The organism is Candidatus Wallbacteria bacterium (assembly GCA_028687545.1).
In the GTDB taxonomy this organism is placed as follows: Bacteria; Muiribacteriota; JAQTZZ01; order JAQTZZ01; family JAQTZZ01; genus JAQTZZ01.
This window is the reverse complement of record JAQTZZ010000009.1, coordinates 54,613-72,010: the sequence shown is the minus strand read 5'-3', so window position 1 is coordinate 72,010 and position 17,398 is coordinate 54,613. Positions and strand designations below refer to the sequence as shown.

Annotated in this window: 15 protein-coding genes; 7 read left to right on the top strand and 8 right to left on the bottom strand. The window is 45.6% G+C overall.

Annotation, left to right across the window (positions count from 1 at the left end):
- Positions 1–7: 7 nt before the first annotated feature.
- The 4 genes from PHW04_06365 (at position 8) to PHW04_06350 (ending at position 3,355) form a co-directional block, all read left to right on the top strand.
- Positions 8–850, top strand: coding sequence for a FliH/SctL family protein (locus PHW04_06365; GenBank protein MDD2715502.1), 843 nt, complete (start codon positions 8–10; stop codon positions 848–850).
- A gap of 23 nt (positions 851–873) precedes the next feature.
- Positions 874–2,175 (top strand): flagellar protein export ATPase FliI, encoded by a 1,302-nt coding sequence (gene fliI, locus PHW04_06360; GenBank protein ID MDD2715501.1) that lies wholly within the window; start codon positions 874–876, stop codon positions 2,173–2,175.
- A gap of 2 nt (positions 2,176–2,177) precedes the next feature.
- Positions 2,178–2,615, top strand: a complete 438-nt coding sequence (fliJ, locus tag PHW04_06355; protein MDD2715500.1) for a flagellar export protein FliJ — start codon at positions 2,178–2,180, stop codon at positions 2,613–2,615.
- 239 nt (positions 2,616–2,854) lie between these two features.
- Positions 2,855–3,355, top strand: coding sequence for a hypothetical protein (locus PHW04_06350; protein MDD2715499.1), 501 nt, complete (start codon positions 2,855–2,857; stop codon positions 3,353–3,355).
- Between the two features lie 20 nt (positions 3,356–3,375).
- Here the strand turns inward: PHW04_06350 and PHW04_06345 are convergent, their stop codons facing one another.
- From PHW04_06345 to PHW04_06315, 7 genes are all read right to left on the bottom strand, one after another.
- Positions 3,376–4,251 carry a methylenetetrahydrofolate reductase gene (locus PHW04_06345; GenBank protein ID MDD2715498.1) on the bottom strand — a complete coding sequence of 292 codons (876 nt, stop codon included), beginning with the start codon at positions 4,249–4,251 and terminating at the stop codon, positions 3,376–3,378.
- The gene (locus tag PHW04_06340; GenBank protein ID MDD2715497.1) at positions 4,248–4,892 is read right to left on the bottom strand and encodes a methylenetetrahydrofolate reductase C-terminal domain-containing protein; all 645 of its coding nucleotides are present in this window, start codon (positions 4,890–4,892) and stop codon (positions 4,248–4,250) included. The genes PHW04_06345 and PHW04_06340 overlap by 4 nt, the downstream gene beginning before the upstream one ends.
- Positions 4,889–7,297, bottom strand: coding sequence for a homocysteine S-methyltransferase family protein (locus PHW04_06335; protein ID MDD2715496.1), 2,409 nt, complete (start codon positions 7,295–7,297; stop codon positions 4,889–4,891). Before PHW04_06335 ends, PHW04_06340 begins: the two co-directional genes overlap by 4 nt.
- 14 nt (positions 7,298–7,311) lie before the next feature.
- Positions 7,312–7,515 (bottom strand): hypothetical protein, encoded by a 204-nt coding sequence (locus tag PHW04_06330; GenBank protein ID MDD2715495.1) that lies wholly within the window; start codon positions 7,513–7,515, stop codon positions 7,312–7,314.
- A gap of 70 nt (positions 7,516–7,585) precedes the next feature.
- On the bottom strand, positions 7,586–8,749 hold the full coding sequence (locus PHW04_06325; GenBank protein MDD2715494.1) for an SPOR domain-containing protein: 1,164 nt from the start codon (positions 8,747–8,749) through the stop codon (positions 7,586–7,588).
- Positions 8,742–9,722, bottom strand: coding sequence for an AmmeMemoRadiSam system radical SAM enzyme (amrS, locus tag PHW04_06320; GenBank protein ID MDD2715493.1), 981 nt, complete (start codon positions 9,720–9,722; stop codon positions 8,742–8,744). The genes PHW04_06325 and amrS overlap by 8 nt, the downstream gene beginning before the upstream one ends.
- Positions 9,715–10,692, bottom strand: coding sequence for an RnfABCDGE type electron transport complex subunit B (locus PHW04_06315; protein MDD2715492.1), 978 nt, complete (start codon positions 10,690–10,692; stop codon positions 9,715–9,717). Before PHW04_06315 ends, amrS begins: the two co-directional genes overlap by 8 nt.
- Before the next feature lie 515 nt (positions 10,693–11,207).
- Between PHW04_06315 and dnaA the strand changes: the two genes are divergently transcribed.
- The 3 genes from dnaA (at position 11,208) to PHW04_06300 (ending at position 14,490) form a co-directional block, all read left to right on the top strand.
- Positions 11,208–12,539 (top strand): chromosomal replication initiator protein DnaA, encoded by a 1,332-nt coding sequence (dnaA, locus tag PHW04_06310; protein ID MDD2715491.1) that lies wholly within the window; start codon positions 11,208–11,210, stop codon positions 12,537–12,539.
- Between the two features lie 116 nt (positions 12,540–12,655).
- Positions 12,656–13,702, top strand: a complete 1,047-nt coding sequence (gene recF, locus PHW04_06305) for a DNA replication and repair protein RecF (protein ID MDD2715490.1) — start codon at positions 12,656–12,658, stop codon at positions 13,700–13,702.
- Between the two features lie 158 nt (positions 13,703–13,860).
- Positions 13,861–14,490, top strand: coding sequence for a Bax inhibitor-1/YccA family protein (locus tag PHW04_06300; GenBank protein MDD2715489.1), 630 nt, complete (start codon positions 13,861–13,863; stop codon positions 14,488–14,490).
- A gap of 157 nt (positions 14,491–14,647) precedes the next feature.
- On the opposite strand, the gene PHW04_06295 is transcribed toward PHW04_06300, so the two are convergent.
- Positions 14,648–17,389, bottom strand: coding sequence for a BamA/TamA family outer membrane protein (locus PHW04_06295; GenBank protein ID MDD2715488.1), 2,742 nt, complete (start codon positions 17,387–17,389; stop codon positions 14,648–14,650).
- Positions 17,390–17,398 lie beyond the last annotated feature (9 nt).

The window sequence follows — 17,398 nt, the reverse complement described above, 5'->3', positions numbered from 1 at the left end:
AGGTTGATTGGCACCTAAGGTAATCAAGCTGGACAACATCATAAACCAGAGGATTCTGGTTGGTTCCGGCTCACTGGCCAGGCCAATGTTCAGCGAAGAAGAGAAGCTCAATCACCTCCACCGGCAGCTGGAAGAAGCCGAGAGGCAACTTGAAAAGCTCCGTTCCGAAAGCTCTCTGCTTAAGGAAAAGTCGGAAAGAGAAGCCCGGGAGATTGTGACTAAAGCCAGACAGTTTGCGGAAGAGCAGCTGAAAAACAGCGATGCTCTCCGGAAAAAAGCCAGCGAAGAATCCACCATACTCATTAAACAGTCCTCTGATGAAGCCCAAAAAAAAGCTTATGCTGATGGACTTTTAAAAGGACAGGAAGAAGGCTACCAAGAAGGAATAGCCAAAACCGCAGCCCTGATTGAAGAAGCGGGTAAGCTTCTGGAATCCATCAACAATTCCAGAGATCAGATCATCTTTAGTCTCAAAGACGATCTCTGCAGACTGATCACAAGCTATGTCCGCCGGATTATCAAAATCGAGCTGAAATTGCAGCCAGAGATCATCATCAGTAACATTTCAGCAGCGTTGGCAAAAACAAACTCAAAGGAAAACATTACCGTCATACTTTCGGAAGAAGATTACGATCTGATCCTGAATCACTCGGAGAAACTGAGAAAAATAGTCAAAGGCATCCTGAACATCAAATACCTCAAGGAGCCGAATCTCAAAAGCGGTGGCTGCATAGTGGAAACCGATTATGGTTCAATCGACGCCACCATCGAAGGTCAGTTCCACGAACTGCAGAAAACAATCTACAAGGCTCTAGACAAGGACATTGCTCCCGCCAGGGAGGAACTGTGACTTCTGACCCTTATCAGACAGAAATTCTGGCCCCTTTTGACCAGGTTCTGACTAATTTTAATCCGATCATCCAGAATGGCCGGGTCACTAAAGTCATCGGCCTTAGAATCGAATCACTGGGACCCCAGGTTTCTGTAGGAGATCTGTGCTGCATTTTCCCTAAAGACAGCCAGGAGTTCATCAGGGCCGAAGTGGTAGGTTTCAGTGATAACAAAGTTCTGCTGATGCCTCTGGGAGAATTGGGCGGGATCGGGTCCGGCGCAAGGGTTGCCGCCACGGGGGGGCCTTTGAAGATAGCTGTATCCAACCAGCTCAGAGGAAGAATCCTGAACGGACTTGGATTTCCAATCGACGGCAAGCCACCTCTCAAAGACGCTAAGTATTACGAAATATACAATCAACCCCCTGACCCTCTAAAGCGCACTCGCATCAAGGATTCACTCAGTGTCGGCATCAGAGCCATTGACGGGCTCTGTACCCTGGGTAAAGGCCAGAGAATCGGAATATTTTCAGCTTCCGGCGTGGGAAAGAGCACACTCCTGGGAATGATTGCCCGCAACACCAAGGCCGACATCAATGTCATCGGCCTGATCGGTGAACGAGGCAGGGAAGTGCGTGAATTCATTGAACGCGATCTTGGCGAAGAAGGGCTGAAACGCTCGGTGCTGGTTGTCGCCACTTCCGAGCAGCCGGCTTTATGCAGAATCAAGGCTGCTTTTGTTGCCACCACACTGGCTGAATACTTCCGTGACCAGGGCCTGGATGTAATGCTGATGATGGATTCAGTAACCAGATTTGCAATGTCGCAGCGTGAAGTCGGCCAGGCCGTCGGCGAACCTCCAGCCACCAGAGGCTATACACCTTCAGTATTCGCCTTGATGCCGCGCCTGATGGAACGCGCAGGGACCTCGGAAAAGGGCAGCATCACAGGTCTTTACACGATACTGGTTGAAGGGGATGACTTGGACGAACCGGTTGCAGATACCGTCAGAGGGATCCTGGATGGCCATCTTGTTTTATCCAGAAGACTCGCCTCACTCAATCACTATCCGGCAATCGATATTCTGCAGAGCCTATCCCGCTTGATGATAGAGGTAGTCAATGAATCCCATCTCAAGGCTGCAAACAGGTTGAAAGCCCTGCTCGCCACATACAGTGAAGCGGAAGATCTGATCAATATCGGCGAATACGTCAAAGGATCAAACGCCGAAATAGACCAGGCTGTAGCGATGAAGGACAGATTCAATAAATTCCTGATCCAGGGGATCTTTGAGAAGTGTGATTATGACGAAACTCTCGAACAGCTGGTGGGAATGTTTGATTAAAAATGAATAAATTCAAATTCAAACCGGACAATATTTTGAAACTGAGGCAGGCTAAATCCGACGAAATCAAGACGGAAATGGCCAGATTACTCTCACAGAAAGCCACCCTCATTTTGAAAATCGAATCTCTCAATTCACTGGTTTTCTCTTCTCTTTCAGATCTGAAAAAAGTGGACCGGATGACGATCAGCGACATCCGCGACAGGCAGGAGCGCCTTTTGTCCCTGAAGGGGGCGAAAGAAGCGGCAGAGCTCGAACTGCAGAATCTTGAACTGCAGATCGGAAATGTCAGAACTAAATTCATGCAGGCAATGAGAGACTTGAAAATCATGGAAAATTTACGGGATAAGAAACTGCGGGAATTCGAAAAATCGCGCGGCCGTACTGAGCAGAAAACCCTGGATGAGCAGGGAACGCAAAGATTCCTGCGCAATGATTGATCACTTGCGGATACACCGTTTTTCCGGATGCGTGTGGACGATCCATTCGATATTGACGATAACTTAGAAGGAGGCGCGTCATAACAAAGGTATCCCGCCGTTTCCAGAGTCCTTTTACTACACTGCTCCTGCTGCTCATTTTTATTGCGCTGCTGGGAGTTCTCGGACTTTTCTTCGATTCCACGGGATTTATCAACCTGCATCAATTCCTTCCGGATTCCGTAAAAAAAAATCACACTGTGGAAAGATACCTGAAAAATCTTACCCTGCTCTCCCTGTCAGACCCGGACCAGCTCAAAGAAATTATGCATGAGCAGCAGCAGCTGTTTGATGAAAAAATTTCAAAACTTAAGCTGCAGGAACAGGAGATTGAGCTCAAAAAAAATCAATTGCTGGCTCTGGAGGAACAATTCAAAAAAAACCAGGGAAATCTGACATCCAGGGAAGTTGAAATCAACTGCAAAGAGCAGGAACTCAGGTCACAGGAAATCAAAATCGATGCGAAAAGAAAAGCCCTTTCCGAATCTGAACAATCTCTGCTGGACTATCAGAACAAAGTGTTGCGGATGACAAAGATCTTTGAAAAAATGGAGTCTGCTTCAGCAGCTAAAATACTGGAGACCCTTGATCCCATACTTCTCTCAGATGTTATTTCGAAAATGAAAGATAAGAAGGCGGCTGAGATACTCCAAAATCTTTCCCTGGAAAAAAGCAGATCACTGCTTAAAAAGGGAAAATGATCAGCGAATCGTTACTGTTCTCATCGAACCCCTGATTTTTTCAGGATTTCAGGGATGTATTCTTCAAGGCCGAGTGCCATCACATGCAAGCCGTCAAAATGATCCCTGAGTTCCCTGATTACGCTGACTGCGATTTCCAAACCAGCTTTCAGTTCGTCTCCGGCCTTTTCCTGATGTCTGATCATTTCATCCGGGATATAAATTCCAGGAACTTTCTCCTTTAAAAATCTGGTGAATGTCAAGTCTTTCAGGATCGTGATCCCGGCAATGAAATAAGCCTGACCTTTGACTTTTTCAAGCATGCTCAGTGCAAGCTCAGGAGAAAATATCAGCTGCGACTGAAAAAACTGCGCACCTGCCACGATTTTTTTTCTGAGCTTCGCCAGATGTATCCACTCAGGGGTTGCTGTCATATTTACCGCTGCCCCTTTGAAAAATTTGGGTGCCCCTCTCAGCTTTTTCCCTGCCGAGTCCCTGCCCCGCTCCAATTCTGTCAGATTCCTCAGAAACTGGACTGAATCCAGATCAAACACCGGAAAAGCCATCGGGTAATCTCCCACTGATAAATGGTCTCCTGTGACAGCAAAAATATTCCTGATACCCATCAGATAAGCGCCGAGTGTGTCGCTCTGGAGAGCCAGGCGATTCCGGTCGCGGCATGTGATCTGAAAGACTGGCTCCAGGCCAGTCTGGACCAGTTTAGAGCAGACAGCCAGAGGGCAGACCCTCATCGTGGCTCTGTGATTGTCTGTAATATTGAAAGCATCGGCATAATCCCGCAGGAGCTCCGCTTTTTTCATAATCGTGGAAACATCTGTCCCTCTAATTGAAAAAAGTTCAGCAGTAATTGGAAATTCTCTGTTCCGTAATTTCTGTTCCAGTCTGCTCTCATTCATTTTCTAGTATTCAACTTTCTAGGGATCAGCTCTTCAGAATGGTTTGTGGGCAGAAAAATTCCTTCCAGAAGATGCTCTTTTCCCCGATTTTTCATGCGTTCATATATCTGGTACCAGGCGCAGTCTTTTCCAGGGTCGACTTCGCATTTGCCGTTCATGGAACCACCGCAGGGGCCATTCAGGATGAACTTGGCACATTGCGTAAGGGGGCAGATTCCTTCGGTCCGGCCGAGAATGCAGTTCCCACACAATGAACAACGTTCCTGAAACAGATGGTGGTTTTTCAAGGAACCCAGGAAAAGCGTGTCCAGAATCGGAAGCACATTTTTTCCTGGCAGGAAATCCTTCAAAACCTGGACTCCATTGCCGCAGGAAGCCAGCAGAATCGTTTCAGCCTGACCAAGCAGCTTGTTGCTTCTGACGAATTTACCAGTCAGAAGTTCGTTGCAGACACCCTCCACCTGTGCGCAGGTCACGATCTGATACCCGAGTCCCGCATAAAATTCCGCATAACCTTTGACTTCTTCTTCTCCGCCAGTATGGCAAAGCTTAGCGCAGACATCACAACCGATCAATGCCAGTTTTTTGCCTTCAATATGAACGATGATTTCCGAGCAATCTTTCGGACGGGTTATAATCATTCAAAAATCTCCTTGATCAGTTTCACTCCATGGAGGGCGTCCAAAGCACAGTAATCAGCTCCAATTTCACTCGCGTATTCCGGAGTCAGCACTGCTCCTCCCACCACGATCTTGACTGATCCTGCCGGAATTTCCCTCTTTACGAGCTCAATGACTTCCTTCATTTTAACCATAGTGGTTGTCATCAGTGCGGACAATCCAAGCACCCGGATCTGCTGATCCCTTTGTAACCGCTCCAAAATGATTTCCTTTTTTACGTCCTTCCCCAGGTCTATTACGGTAAATCCGTTACTCCGAAGCAACGCTGACACGATGTTCTTGCCAATATCGTGGATGTCACCTTCTACTGTGGCAAGTAAGATCTTTTTTTCGACCTGCTGAACTCCATCCTCAGCTATCAGTTTGGCAATAAATCCGGTGCAGGAACACATTGTTTCTGCAGCCGCGATCAGTTGAGGCAAATAGAATTCTTTTTCCTCAAATAGCTTTCCCACCCGGGTCATTGCCGGCATCAGTATCTGATTCAAAATTTCCAGCGGTTTTTTCTCGCGGCTTAGAAATTCCACCAGATCATTCGCGGTCTTGGTTGCTCCATTGACCACTGCTTCGGCAAGTTCTTCCTCGAGATTTCTTTCTTCGGGTTTCTCCAGATGCAACTTTCCTCTATTCACTCCATCCATGGGGATTTCAACACTCCGGAATAAATTCAGAAATCCTTCATCCCGGCCGGAAAGAGCGGATGCCGACCAGTATGCCTTCATGACTTCGGAATCACCCGGATTGATGATCACAGCGGAAACACCACAGTCAATGGCCTGAGATAAAAAAGCTGCGTTCAATCCAGACCTACCGGGAAGTCCGTGCGAAACATTGCTGACTCCAAGACTGGTAAACACACCTAAATTTTTTAAAATTCTGAGGGACTCCAAGGCGGTCTGAGCTGAACTCCGGTTTACTCCTATCGTCAAAGCCAGCGGATCAAACAGAAAATGCCTTTGATCAAGCCCGTATCTCTCTGCTGTTTTAAGAATCCGTTCCGCTATCTTAACTCTCTTGCCGGCGGTTTCAGGAATACCCTGCTTGTCAAGCAACAGGGCGATTGCCATGCATCCCCATTTTTTCAAAAGCGGGAGTATCAGCTCCAGTACATCCTGATCTCCATTAATTGAATTCACGATCGCCCTGCCTGTCAGATAAGGCAGCACCGCTGAAAGCACCTGGTGATTTGGGGAATCCACGCAGAGAGCGCACTTGCTGGTGGTCTGTACAATCCTGACAGCTTCTTTCATCGAAGTCAGTTCATCTGTTCCAGGAACAGAGACATTCAGATCGAGCACCTGGGCTTTTTCCCGCTCCTGTTTTACAGCATCCTGTCTCAATCTGAAAAAAACCCGATTGCCGATATCCAGAGCCAGTTTCTTTTTACCGGTGGGATTCAGCCGCTCCCCGATCAGAAGTGGTGGTAACCCAAAAGAACCGAAGCGGTATGTTTTGGAAATACTGCAAACCGAACTGCAAACATTGCTGTTTCGAGACTTTGGCAGTTTATCCTTCAGTCTAAGACTCAACTCCCTGATATGTGATTCGTCTGTTCCACAGCATCCGCCGATCAGATTCGCGCCTTTTTTTACAAAAACCAGTGCGTTTTCTACAAATGTCGCCGGAGATTCGGGATAAATCGTCTTTCCCTCCCTGACAGATGGAATTCCGGCATTCGGGAAGACAGAGATAAACAGACGGGTATTATCTGAGATTTCTTCGATAATCCGAATCATGTCCCCTGAACCTACTGAGCAATTAATTCCGATTCCTGAAACACCCAGTGTTTCCATGGTGGAGGCGAAAGTCGATGGATCCGTTCCGGTCAAGGTCCTCCCGTCCCTGTCGAAAGTCATCTGAGCGAAAACAGGGATTTTAACGAACTCCAGGGCGGAAACTACTGCGGCTTTAAGTTCCGACAAGTCGCTGAATGTTTCAAAAAGAATCAGGTCTATCCCGCCTTCGCACAAAGCCCTGATCTGTTCCCTGTAAATACCTGAAATTTCATCGAGAATCGCCGGATTGCTGTTCACCATCAACCCGGTTGGACCGACTGAGCCTGCTACAAAAGCCTTGGTTCCAGCGGCAGCTCTTGCCAGTTTGGCTCCCGCCAAGTTTAATTCGCGAACTCTGTCCGACAGTCCATAGCCGGCAAGTTTGGCGGAATTAGCTCCAAATGTGTTTGTTTCAATCAGATCTGCGCCGGATTTTAAATAACGAAGGTGAATCCCCTCAATCTCATCCGGACGCTGCAAATTCAATAATTCAGGGGCCTGTCCATTAAGAAGTCCGTATTTTTGCAATACGGTCCCCATGGCGCCATCCCCGATCAGGATGCGCTTTTTCAGCTCCCGGATAATATCCATTCTTTGAGATTCAGCTATTTATCCTGTTTTCCGTAAACAAGCCTTTTTTTTCCGACTTTAGGAAAATCAACTGTAATCTTCTTGATTCCGTCAGTGGTCATTCCGGCCTCCACCACTACGCCGGATTCATTGAACACAGGATGAAAAATCACATCGTCAATCATGTAGTTGCTGGTGGGCTTGTATTCTTTGCCGATTTCCTTCTTGTCTTTGGTCATACTTCCTCCAAATCAATGATTTTTTGAACTGATTTTACATGATTTAAGTTAAATATCAAGAAAAAAATCTTCAGGGTTGACTGATCTTCAGCACAAAGAATCCTAGCAAAGAGCCTTCGAAACTGATCGAATCCAGCTTCTGAGAAAAGGTTTTAGCTTGATCATAACTCATGAACTGACCCAGACAGACCTTGAAAAGTCTGCCACGAACCTGGATAAAGGCGTTCTGTCCTTCTCTGCCATTTAAAAAATCTCTCAGCTTCTCTGCACCGATCTTATCAGAATATGCCCCAGCCTGAAGTGTGTATCCGCTCACTGGAGTTTCAGCTGCCGTCGGTTTATCAATCAGCACGCTGTTGACAAAAGTTTCCACGGTTTTCGCTAGAATGGAGCTCTCTAAAGTCTCAGTGTGCTTCACGCTCTTTTCTATAGCCTTCTCATTGTCTGAACCTATCTTATCTGCGGATTTAGACGGAGAAGCCACCTTTTCCAAGGCAGTTTCTTTCTTTTCGGCTGTCATTTCTCTGGCTGGCTTCCCTACAACCGCTTCGGAAGTTTTTCCTGGCCTGGAAGATTCACCCGCCAAAACCACTTCCTTTGTGGTTTTCAACTCTTCTGTGGTTTTGACATCAGCCTGTGCAGCAACTTCCGCAGTTTTTTCTGTTTTCAAGTTTTCCTTGAGCTTTATAATTTCATCCTCCAGGTCACGCTGGGGATTCAATCCATTCGTGCTCCTTGAAACAATTTTACTCTGTATATTACCAGTCTGCAGCGTTTCCTTCAAAGCCAGCACATCCTTTTCTTCTTTGAATGATTCCAGTTCCAGGAAATACTTTGATTCATCGGGCACTATCTGCACAATGAAGTTTTTTGATTCAAACTCCAGCGCTCTCTGATTTGCATGGCGGAAGCTGTCAAAGCTTTCCAGGATTCTTAGAGAATAGGGCTTTTTTAAATCCCCGAAGTCTTCGGTTTTCTCAGCAACCGTCTTTTCAGGGGTTTTCAGATCCGGTCTGTCCTGTTTTTTTTCGGGTGTTTTAACAGTTTCTTCCCTGTAATGAGCCGAAAACAGTATCTGCTTTGCCTGCTCATTCTTTTCGATTTTTTTGTTGATCAGCACTCCCACGCTCACGATCAGGGCGAGTGTAACAAACCAGATGATATAAACAATCATCCTGTCGGTAGTCTTGGGTTTCCTGCTGTGGCCTTCCCATTCGAAGGAGGAGTTAGCCAAAATACTCTCCTTTGACCCCGGTTCCACAGAAAGGGCAGTTTCTCCCTTTCAACCGGTTTCTGACATTATAGCCTAATCTTTCAACAACCATCTTACCACAGCCAGGACAGAAAGTGGAAGAGGCTTCCTTATCCATCAGATTGCCAAGATAAACGAATTGAAGTTTTTCTTTGGCAATCTGATAAAACCGCTGCAGCGTCACCTGACTGGTTGCTGGATTCAAGCAGTTATATGAGGGATGATAACGTGAAATGTGCAGCGGAATCTCTCTGTCAATCTCTGCCACAAATTCAACCAGTTCCATGAATTCTTCTTCATTGTCGTTCAAGTCCGTGACCACCAGATTGGTCAACTCCACATGACAGGACTTGGCTGAAATTCGAATGGTTTCCAGCACAGGCGCCAGTTGTCCGCCGCAGTGCTTCCGATAGAATTCATCACTGAACGCTTTCAAGTCAATATTCATTGCGTCAATAGACGGCAGCAGCTCGGCAAGAGGTTCTGGCTTGATAAATCCGTTCGTTACCAGTACGTTTTTCTTGCCGTTTTTCCTGACTATCCTGCAGCAATCCGATACAAATTCATACCAGATCAGCGGTTCCGAATAAGTATATGCCACTCCAATCCCGCCATATTCCCTCAATAGATCAGCAAGATCCTCAGGCTGTATTTCCTTTGCTTGCGCTACCGCTTGAGAAATAGAATAATTTTGACAGAAAAAACAATGAAGGTTGCAGCCAAAAGTGCCGATTGAAAGAATTTCGGATCCCGGATAAAAATGATAAAGCGGTTTTTTTTCCACCGGATCCATGCCGATTCCGGTCACACTTCCGTAATTATCAGAGTATAGTCTGCCGTCGATGGCAGTCCTTGCCTTGCAATTACCGGTCTGTCCGTTTTTCAACCTGCATTCATGCGGGCAGAGAAGGCAGATCACATCTCCACGCCGATAATGTAGAGCTTCCTTAGGCATCTTGTCTCTTTAATGAAATGGCCTGTTTAGGGCATTTGACTACACAGATTCCACATCCTGTACAGAGGGTCGGGTCTACTGCCGGTTTGCGTTTCTTCTCCCCTGACAAGGCTTTAACCGGACATTCAACTATGCACAATCCGCAACCAACACAGTCGTTGCCGATAATGGCCTGTGACCTGACTTTAGGAATTCCCTTGATCATTCCGACCGGACATTTTTCGCAGCAGAGCATGCATTCCGTACATTTTTCATAATCAATTACAGCCAGATTATCAAAGACTTTAATCGCCTGTACTTTGCACACTTTCTCACAGACTTTGCATCCTATGCACCCTATATCGCAGACTTTTTTTACCTGTGCTCCTTTTTCATGTGAATTGCAGCCTACAAATACCTTTTTCCCAGCAGGAACCATTTTAATCAATTGTCTGGGACAGACTGGAAGACATTTCCCACAACCAGTGCATTTTTCAGGATTCACCTCAGCCAGCCCTTCACTGGAAACCGTAATTGCTGAGAATCGGCAGACCTTGGCACAGTTCCCATAACCAAGACAGCCAGATTGACAGCTTTTTTCTCCGCCAGAGATCAGGTCTGCTGCCATGCAATCTGGAATTCCTGAATAGATACATTCTTTTTTCGCAGATTCATTACTCCCATAGCAGAATACATAAGCCTTCCTGGCAGCAGCTTTTCCACCTGTAAGTCCAAGTAGAGACTGAATCCGAGAAATCGTCTTTTCTCCTCCTGGAAGACATAACCCTGCTGATGCTGCATTGATTGACAAGGCTTCTGCATAACCGGAACAGCCCGCAAAACCGCATCCCCCGCAATTGGATCCAGGAAGTAAGTTAAGTATTGCTTCCTGTCTGTCACTTTTTTTTTGATGGAAAGCAATAGAAGCAAGCGAAAGCAGTAAGCCAAACAGCAGTCCCAGCACTCCAAGTGTTAATAACGCAGCAGTCACTTTTCCTCCAGGGTCAGGAAGTGGATAAAATTCTCATTTGTTTGAAAATTCTGCACGAGCTTCCTTCATTTAAATATTATCCCACAAGGTTACAGGTCGTCAAGGAAAGTCTGGACAGCGGAAAGAAAAAGGATAAAATACAGGAATTAACAGGAAGTAATAGTAATAAGGGTTGTTGGAACTGTTGATAACCTGTCTTTTAAGACTGCAGGTGAATGCAATACAGAGCACAAGCACAAGTTGATTTCTTGTGGATAACTGGTGGAGCCAGGTGCATAGAATGACAAACAATGTCTTTTCCACAGACCTTTATCCTCCTCTATCCACAACCAGCAGTTCGAATCAGTCAAAACTATTAGAGCTAAGGGGAGAATCCAGACCAAACAGCTTGTGGATAAACCTGTGGATTGTGTGGACAACTTGCTTTGAAAAAAGAAGCTCTTCTGTTAAAATCGTTAGGAGAATCAACTTGTGGATAATTTTGTGGGAAACTATTTATTTTCTGCGGGGGCTATATGAATAACTGGGATCAGGTACTGGAAAAGTTGAAAAACATAACAAGTGCAGCTGCATTTGAAGGCTACCTGCGCAACATGAAGTTCCTGGAAAAAAAGGGAAACACCATTTTGATCGGTGTGTTTAATGATGTTGTCCTGAAGCGGATCAGGGAGAAGCATCAGGATCTGATTCTGGATTACATCAGGGATATTCCTGAATGGGCTAATGTCGATAATCTGGATTTCAGGGTAAATGAAGAGTATGACGAAGAAATAGACGAAACAATTAAAGAAGAAGAAAAAAATGTCCCTGATTTTAAACCTTCAGAAGACAGTACTTTTAGCCAGAAATACACATTCGAAAATTTTGTGACTGGTAAGAGCAATGAATTTGCCGATGCAGCCTGCGTTGCAGTAGCTAAAAATCCAGGAAAAACCTATAATCCTCTTTTTCTATACGGAGGGGCCGGACTGGGTAAAACACATCTGATGAAAGCCATCGCGAGCGAAGTGATAAAAAAAACTCCTCAACCCAGGATTGTCTATGTTTCTTCGGAACAATTCACCAATGAGTTCATCAGGTCGCTCATGGAAAAGAAACAGTATGAGTTCAAAAACAAATTCAGGCAGATCGATCTGCTGTTGATTGATGACATTCAATTCCTGGAAAAAAAGGAAGGGACGATCGAAGAATTTTTTCATACTTTCAATGATCTTTTCGAACATGGAAAGCAGATCGTCGTTTCTTCAGACCGCCCTCCGATCCAGCTTGGCAATCTTGAAGAGAGGCTGATTTCAAGATTCGAATCCGGCCTGATCGCTGATATCCAGACGCCTGATCTGGAGTTAAGAGAGGCCATTCTGAGGAGAGAGGCTGAGAAAAAAGGTGTAGTGATAGAAGATGAATGTGTTGTGCACCTCGCCAAGAAAATTGTTTCCAATATCCGGAAACTCGAGGGAGCCTTTATCCGAGTCTGCGCCTATGCTTCGATGAATAATATAAAGATCACCACCAAGCTGATGGATGAAGTGCTGCGCGATATGGTGACTACCAATCAGAAAAGGATCAGCATCGAGGAGATCCAGAGAGCAGTTGCCAGTTATTTTGGTGTCAAACTGACGGGCATGAAGGAAAAAAACCGCAGTCAGAACATCTCGTTTCCACGACAGATTGCCATGTACCTGTCACGAGAATTCACCAATGAATCTCTGCCTGCAATTGGCAAATCATTCGGGGGAAGAGATCATACCACTGTAATGCATGCCTGCAGTAAGATTTCTGAAATGCTGAAAACAGACCTGGAGTTCAAGAAGGAGCTGGAAAACATCATTAAACAGTTCAACGGGTGATTTTCAGAAGGCGGCTGTGGATAACTCTGTGGAAAATGTGAATAAGTCTGAAAATACCTATGTATGAAAAAGTGTTTGTCTGTAATCTAATAATGATTATCTAAAAGGTGCTCTCAATGGCTGCTCTCCGCAGGATCAGGCTGACAAGCTTCAGAAATTTCGACAAGGCTGAGTTCGAGATTTCTGAAAATACAAATGTGATATTCGGACCTAATGGTGTAGGTAAAACAAATCTGCTGGAATCAGTCTATGCAACGATCTACAAGGGAAGAAGTTTTTATCAGTACAGTCAGCCCTTGATAAAGAACGGAGCCGGATCTTCCCAGACAATGCTTGAATTTACAAATCCGGAAGGATTTTCAGAAGAAATCGGAATGCACCTGAAAAAAGGGGAAAAAAACTTTTTCAGGAACGGAAAACGGGTGATCAAATCCGATTTTCAGCGGAAGTATCCGTTACTGACGATTCTACCGGAAGACAAAGCAGTATTCAGGAATGAGCCCAAGCTGCGGAGATTTTTTTTTGACCGCAGTCTGAAGGAAGTAGATTCCGAGTATGAGAAGATGCTGATCGATTATGATAAAGTATGCAGAACAAGGCGTTTTCTTATGTATCAGCAGAAAGACGACGGAATTTATCTGGCGGAATGGATGCGGCTTGGTTCGTCAATCGTAAGAAAACGCATTTCTTATCTTAATGAACTGAATCGGATTCTGCGTAAAAGAGGCTATCCGCTGCTGCTTGGGTATGCAACTACAGCCGGACAGCCGCAGAGTGTGGATCAGAAACAGATTGCAGACGGGTTTGAAAACTGCTGGCGGCAGAAGGAGAGGGAAGAGCGTGAAAAAAAGAAGATTCTGATCGGGCCTCAACTGGATGATTTCCGTCTGATATATGAGGGGCGTGACACGAGATTTTTTGCTTCATCCGGAGAAACGAAGCTGGCTGTTTTCTGGCTGAAACTGGCGCAGGCCGAATATATTAAAAAAGAGCTTGGCACAAACCCGATCCTGTTGATCGATGAATTTCTGGAATCCCTGGATGAAGAAAAAGCCGGCATTCTTAAAGCGCAATTTTCCGGTTCACAACTTTTCATAACTTCCTGCCATGAAGTGATTTTCCGTTTTTTCGGCGATAGCCGCAGGATAGAGATCGGGATTTGACATAGAATTCCATGGAGATATAATTAGAAGGAACTTGTAAAGGGCTTTTAAATATAAAACAACAGGAGGAATCGATGGAATTCAGAAAATATGGATCTGCATATGTTCCGGAATATCAAGTAATCGACGAAACCCGAGGGCAGGGGATTCAGTCAATTATGGCTAAAATTTATGACTGGATGTCTCTGGGCCTTCTGATTACTGCCCTGGTCTCGTTCTTTGTCGCAGCGAATCCGGAACTGATGAAGACAATGGTGCTCTCGAATTTCGTCTGGATCCTGATGATCGCAGAACTGGGAATCGTGTTCGCGATTTCCGGTGCTGTCACCAGGCTGAGCTATAGTACTGCAGCAGCTCTGTTTCTGGTATATTCCGCGCTCAACGGCATCACGCTTGCTCCGATTTTCTACATTTATACAGCCGGTTCGATTGCAGCCACTTTTTTTGTCACTGCGGCCATGTTCGGCGCAATGGCAGTTTATGGACATCTCACCAAGGCAGATCTGACTGGAATGGGAAGCATGATGTTCATGGGTTTGATCGGTTTGATCGTCGCATCGCTTGTCAACCTGTTTCTGCAGAGCGAAGGTCTTTACTGGATTATCTCATACGCGGGAGTCGTGATTTTCTGCGGTCTGACTGCCTGGGATGTGCAGAAATTCAAACAGTGGGCAGGAGCAGATCCTGAACTGAGTAATAAGCTCTCTATCCTCGGAGCCCTGGCGCTTTATCTGGATTTCATCAATATCTTTCTCCATCTTTTGCGGATCATGGGGCGCAGGAGATAGCAGTTTTAGTAATTGCTGCATTTAAAGCATTGTTCATCGAGAGAAGTCGGTAAGTTAGTATGTTGGGAGATGGAAAAAGCATAAAACCATACCAACATATAAACATGCAAACCTACTAACTTCTTGGAGAGTCGTTTGCAGTTAATGAAAGAGCCTTTCAAAACAGCGGCAGCTCGAACTTGAGGAATGTGCTGTTTCCTGATCCGTTGCGTTCCTGAACAGCATATCCGAGCCTGGTGATGACCGGAAGTTTTCCGACGACCAGACTTTTCAGCCGGAATTCCGCTCCGCAGCTTGAGAGGAAGTCAGACCAGTCAGGCCTGCCGCTATACCAGCAGTTGCCGGAATCATAGAAAAGAACCCCGAACAGTTTATTCAGATACAAATATCCAATTTTAGGACGGACTATTCGAGCGTAAAGCGGAAAACGGAATTCACCTGTGAGCAGTAGATATCTGGTTCCAAATTTGTAATCTGTCTCGAAACCACGCACTGTATCAAGCCCGCCGATTCCATACAGAATGGGAGAATTGAGGGTGCTGATTTTGTCCTTGATCCCGTATGCCGAGCGCAGGAACAGAGACTGGGGATTGTGATGCAGGGTCAGGTATTCTTCCCACTGAGCGCGATATTCGTTGTAAACAACTTCAGAACCCAGCAATCGATCGGCTTTGCGGAAATCAAAACGCAGAGAACGTCCATCCCGGGGATTGATGTCCCAGTCAGGGGAAGATCTGAGCTTAAAAAACTTGTACCCGATCTTTAACAGGTTGATGTTGCCTTGAAACGGAGGCGGCAGAATAGGAGGATCCAGTTCAACGGAGCTGATCTTCTTGTTTTCCAGTCCCCAGAACACAACTTCTTTGGGATTGAAGGGATAATCAAACTGCAGATCAAGTGTTTCATTGCGTTTAATATATTCGCTGTCCCCGTAATGGCTTTGGTAGACATTGTTTTCATAAGAGAAATTGGTGGTGAAGGCATAATCCCGGGAAATGAAATCGATTTTTTCTCCAAAGCGTTTTGTTTCAAGATTGTAGAAGAATTTACCAAGGAAATTGTTGTACCCGATGAAATCGGACATTGAAGTCAGCAGACCTACTCTGCCTTCATCATCATATTCACCCCATGGTGTGAAAGCAGACAGATTCAGTTTTTTGTCATAACCTCTTACTGGATAATCAAGGCCACGAAGATCTACTGCCGTGGTACCGCAGACAGGAGCGACGATCTGCTTTTTAAAAAGATTGGAAGTGTCACAGACCCGGATGGTATAAGATGATTTTTCGTATGTTGCCACGGCGAGCAGGTTGCCAGACAGATCGAAATCCAGGATATCCCTTGAAAAATCTCCGACTTGATACAGCACGCCTTGGGAAAAATAGACACCAGTGGTTTCCTTATCGGTTACAGGCGATTCAGCCAGCTCGTAAATTACGCTTTTCTCACCTGCTGTGCGATGGAGGAAGAAAAGACCGTTCTCAGTAGCAACCGGAATCCGGTTGTCGTCTGGAAAATTAGTCAGCGGGGAGAGTCCTCCTTTCTGATCCAGAAGCACCACCTGGCGGGAATGACCATCAAAGGCGCTGGCCAGGAGTTTTCCCTCCCTGGCCCGCAGCGCATAGAAGTAATAGCCGGTATTCTCAGGAAACAGCATTTTACACTCCCCGCTGTTCAGATTCAGCTGGTAAACCCCGTTTCCGAACGGATTGTATCGAATGAAGGCCACTGAGCAATTAGAGAGATAGCAGGGAAAACGTGCGGAAAAATCAGTGGTGAGGCGTCTTTTTTTTCCTGAACTGATATCAAGCTGAAAGACATCATAAAGATAGCGCCTGGCTTTCTCGGAAAAATAAAGATGTGAGTAAACGATTGTTTCCCCGTCAGGAGAGAAGTCATAAAAAGGGTCTATGTTTGTAAGCACTTTGCGGTATTTACTTGTTAGAAGATCACAGAAATAAAGGTCGTTCTGTTGATGAAGTTCCCTTTTCTGATCAGCGATCAGAGCCAGGGTTTTTCCATCAGGAGAGAAACGCGGGTAACGCTGGTATTTAGCCGGGAACGAGAAAGATTTGATCGAACGGGATTGAGAGGGAGAGTAAACCGCGTCCTTTTCGTACTTCTTCTGATAAAATCTGAGATATTCCTGATACACAGCCGATACATCCTTTCCAGTCAGAGATTTAAAGACCTGTTCCAGCCTGAAGGGATTTCTGGAATAGGCTTTGAGAAAAGCTGCAATGCCTTGATCCGGAATCAGCTGCTCAAAGATGAATTTGACGAGTGCAAAACTTTCCAGATAGCCGCAATGTCTTTTTTCAAGATCATAATAATAGAATGAATTCAGATCACTCAGAGACATGAATTTGTTGTCCAGGGAGACGGAACGCATATAAGAATCCTGACATGAATTCCATGATTCCCCGACATACTGGGCCAGGCCTTCGATCAGCCACAGAGGCATCAAGCCGAGAGACAGCATTCTCTTGTAAAGATTAATGTTTCCTGACAGGTACTTGAAGGTAAAAATATGTGCCAGTTCGTGAGCGACCAGTTCCTGATAAGGCGGGAGCAGCGTGGAATCTTCATTGACGCCGAAGTATTCGTTGAGCACTATTTTATCGGTGAAAGGGTCTGCATCACCATAGGAAAATTCATCATTGCTCTGAATCACCACTGGGGTTTTTCCAGGGAGGTCGATGCCAAAAACACCCTTTTCCCGCAGATAGGCGTTTTCAGCCAGATTACAGATATAATTTCCCAACCTCATTTTTCCGGATCCAAAGAAAATCTTAAAATGTTCGCTTTCAATGCACTGGGTTTTCTCGTCAGGGTGGTTGATCGGATAAGCCGAGAGACTATAGCAAAAGCAGAAAAAGAAAAAAAGCAGTTTAGCCATCTATGGAAC

Coding starts and splice junctions, on each gene's coding strand:
- PHW04_06295 (MDD2715488.1), bottom strand. CDS start 17,389: ATGGCTAAACTGCTTTTTTTCTTTTTCTGCTTTTGCTATAGTCTCTCG.
- PHW04_06300 (MDD2715489.1), top strand. CDS start 13,861: ATGGCTAAAATTTATGACTGGATGTCTCTGGGCCTTCTGATTACTGCC.
- PHW04_06335 (MDD2715496.1), bottom strand. CDS start 7,297: ATGGATATTATCCGGGAGCTGAAAAAGCGCATCCTGATCGGGGATGGC.
- PHW04_06330 (MDD2715495.1), bottom strand. CDS start 7,515: ATGACCAAAGACAAGAAGGAAATCGGCAAAGAATACAAGCCCACCAGC.
- PHW04_06345 (MDD2715498.1), bottom strand. CDS start 4,251: ATGAATGAGAGCAGACTGGAACAGAAATTACGGAACAGAGAATTTCCA.
- amrS (MDD2715493.1), bottom strand. CDS start 9,722: ATGCCTAAGGAAGCTCTACATTATCGGCGTGGAGATGTGATCTGCCTT.
- recF (MDD2715490.1), top strand. CDS start 12,656: ATGGCTGCTCTCCGCAGGATCAGGCTGACAAGCTTCAGAAATTTCGAC.
- PHW04_06340 (MDD2715497.1), bottom strand. CDS start 4,892: ATGATTATAACCCGTCCGAAAGATTGCTCGGAAATCATCGTTCATATT.
- dnaA (MDD2715491.1), top strand. CDS start 11,208: ATGAATAACTGGGATCAGGTACTGGAAAAGTTGAAAAACATAACAAGT.
- fliJ (MDD2715500.1), top strand. CDS start 2,178: ATGAATAAATTCAAATTCAAACCGGACAATATTTTGAAACTGAGGCAG.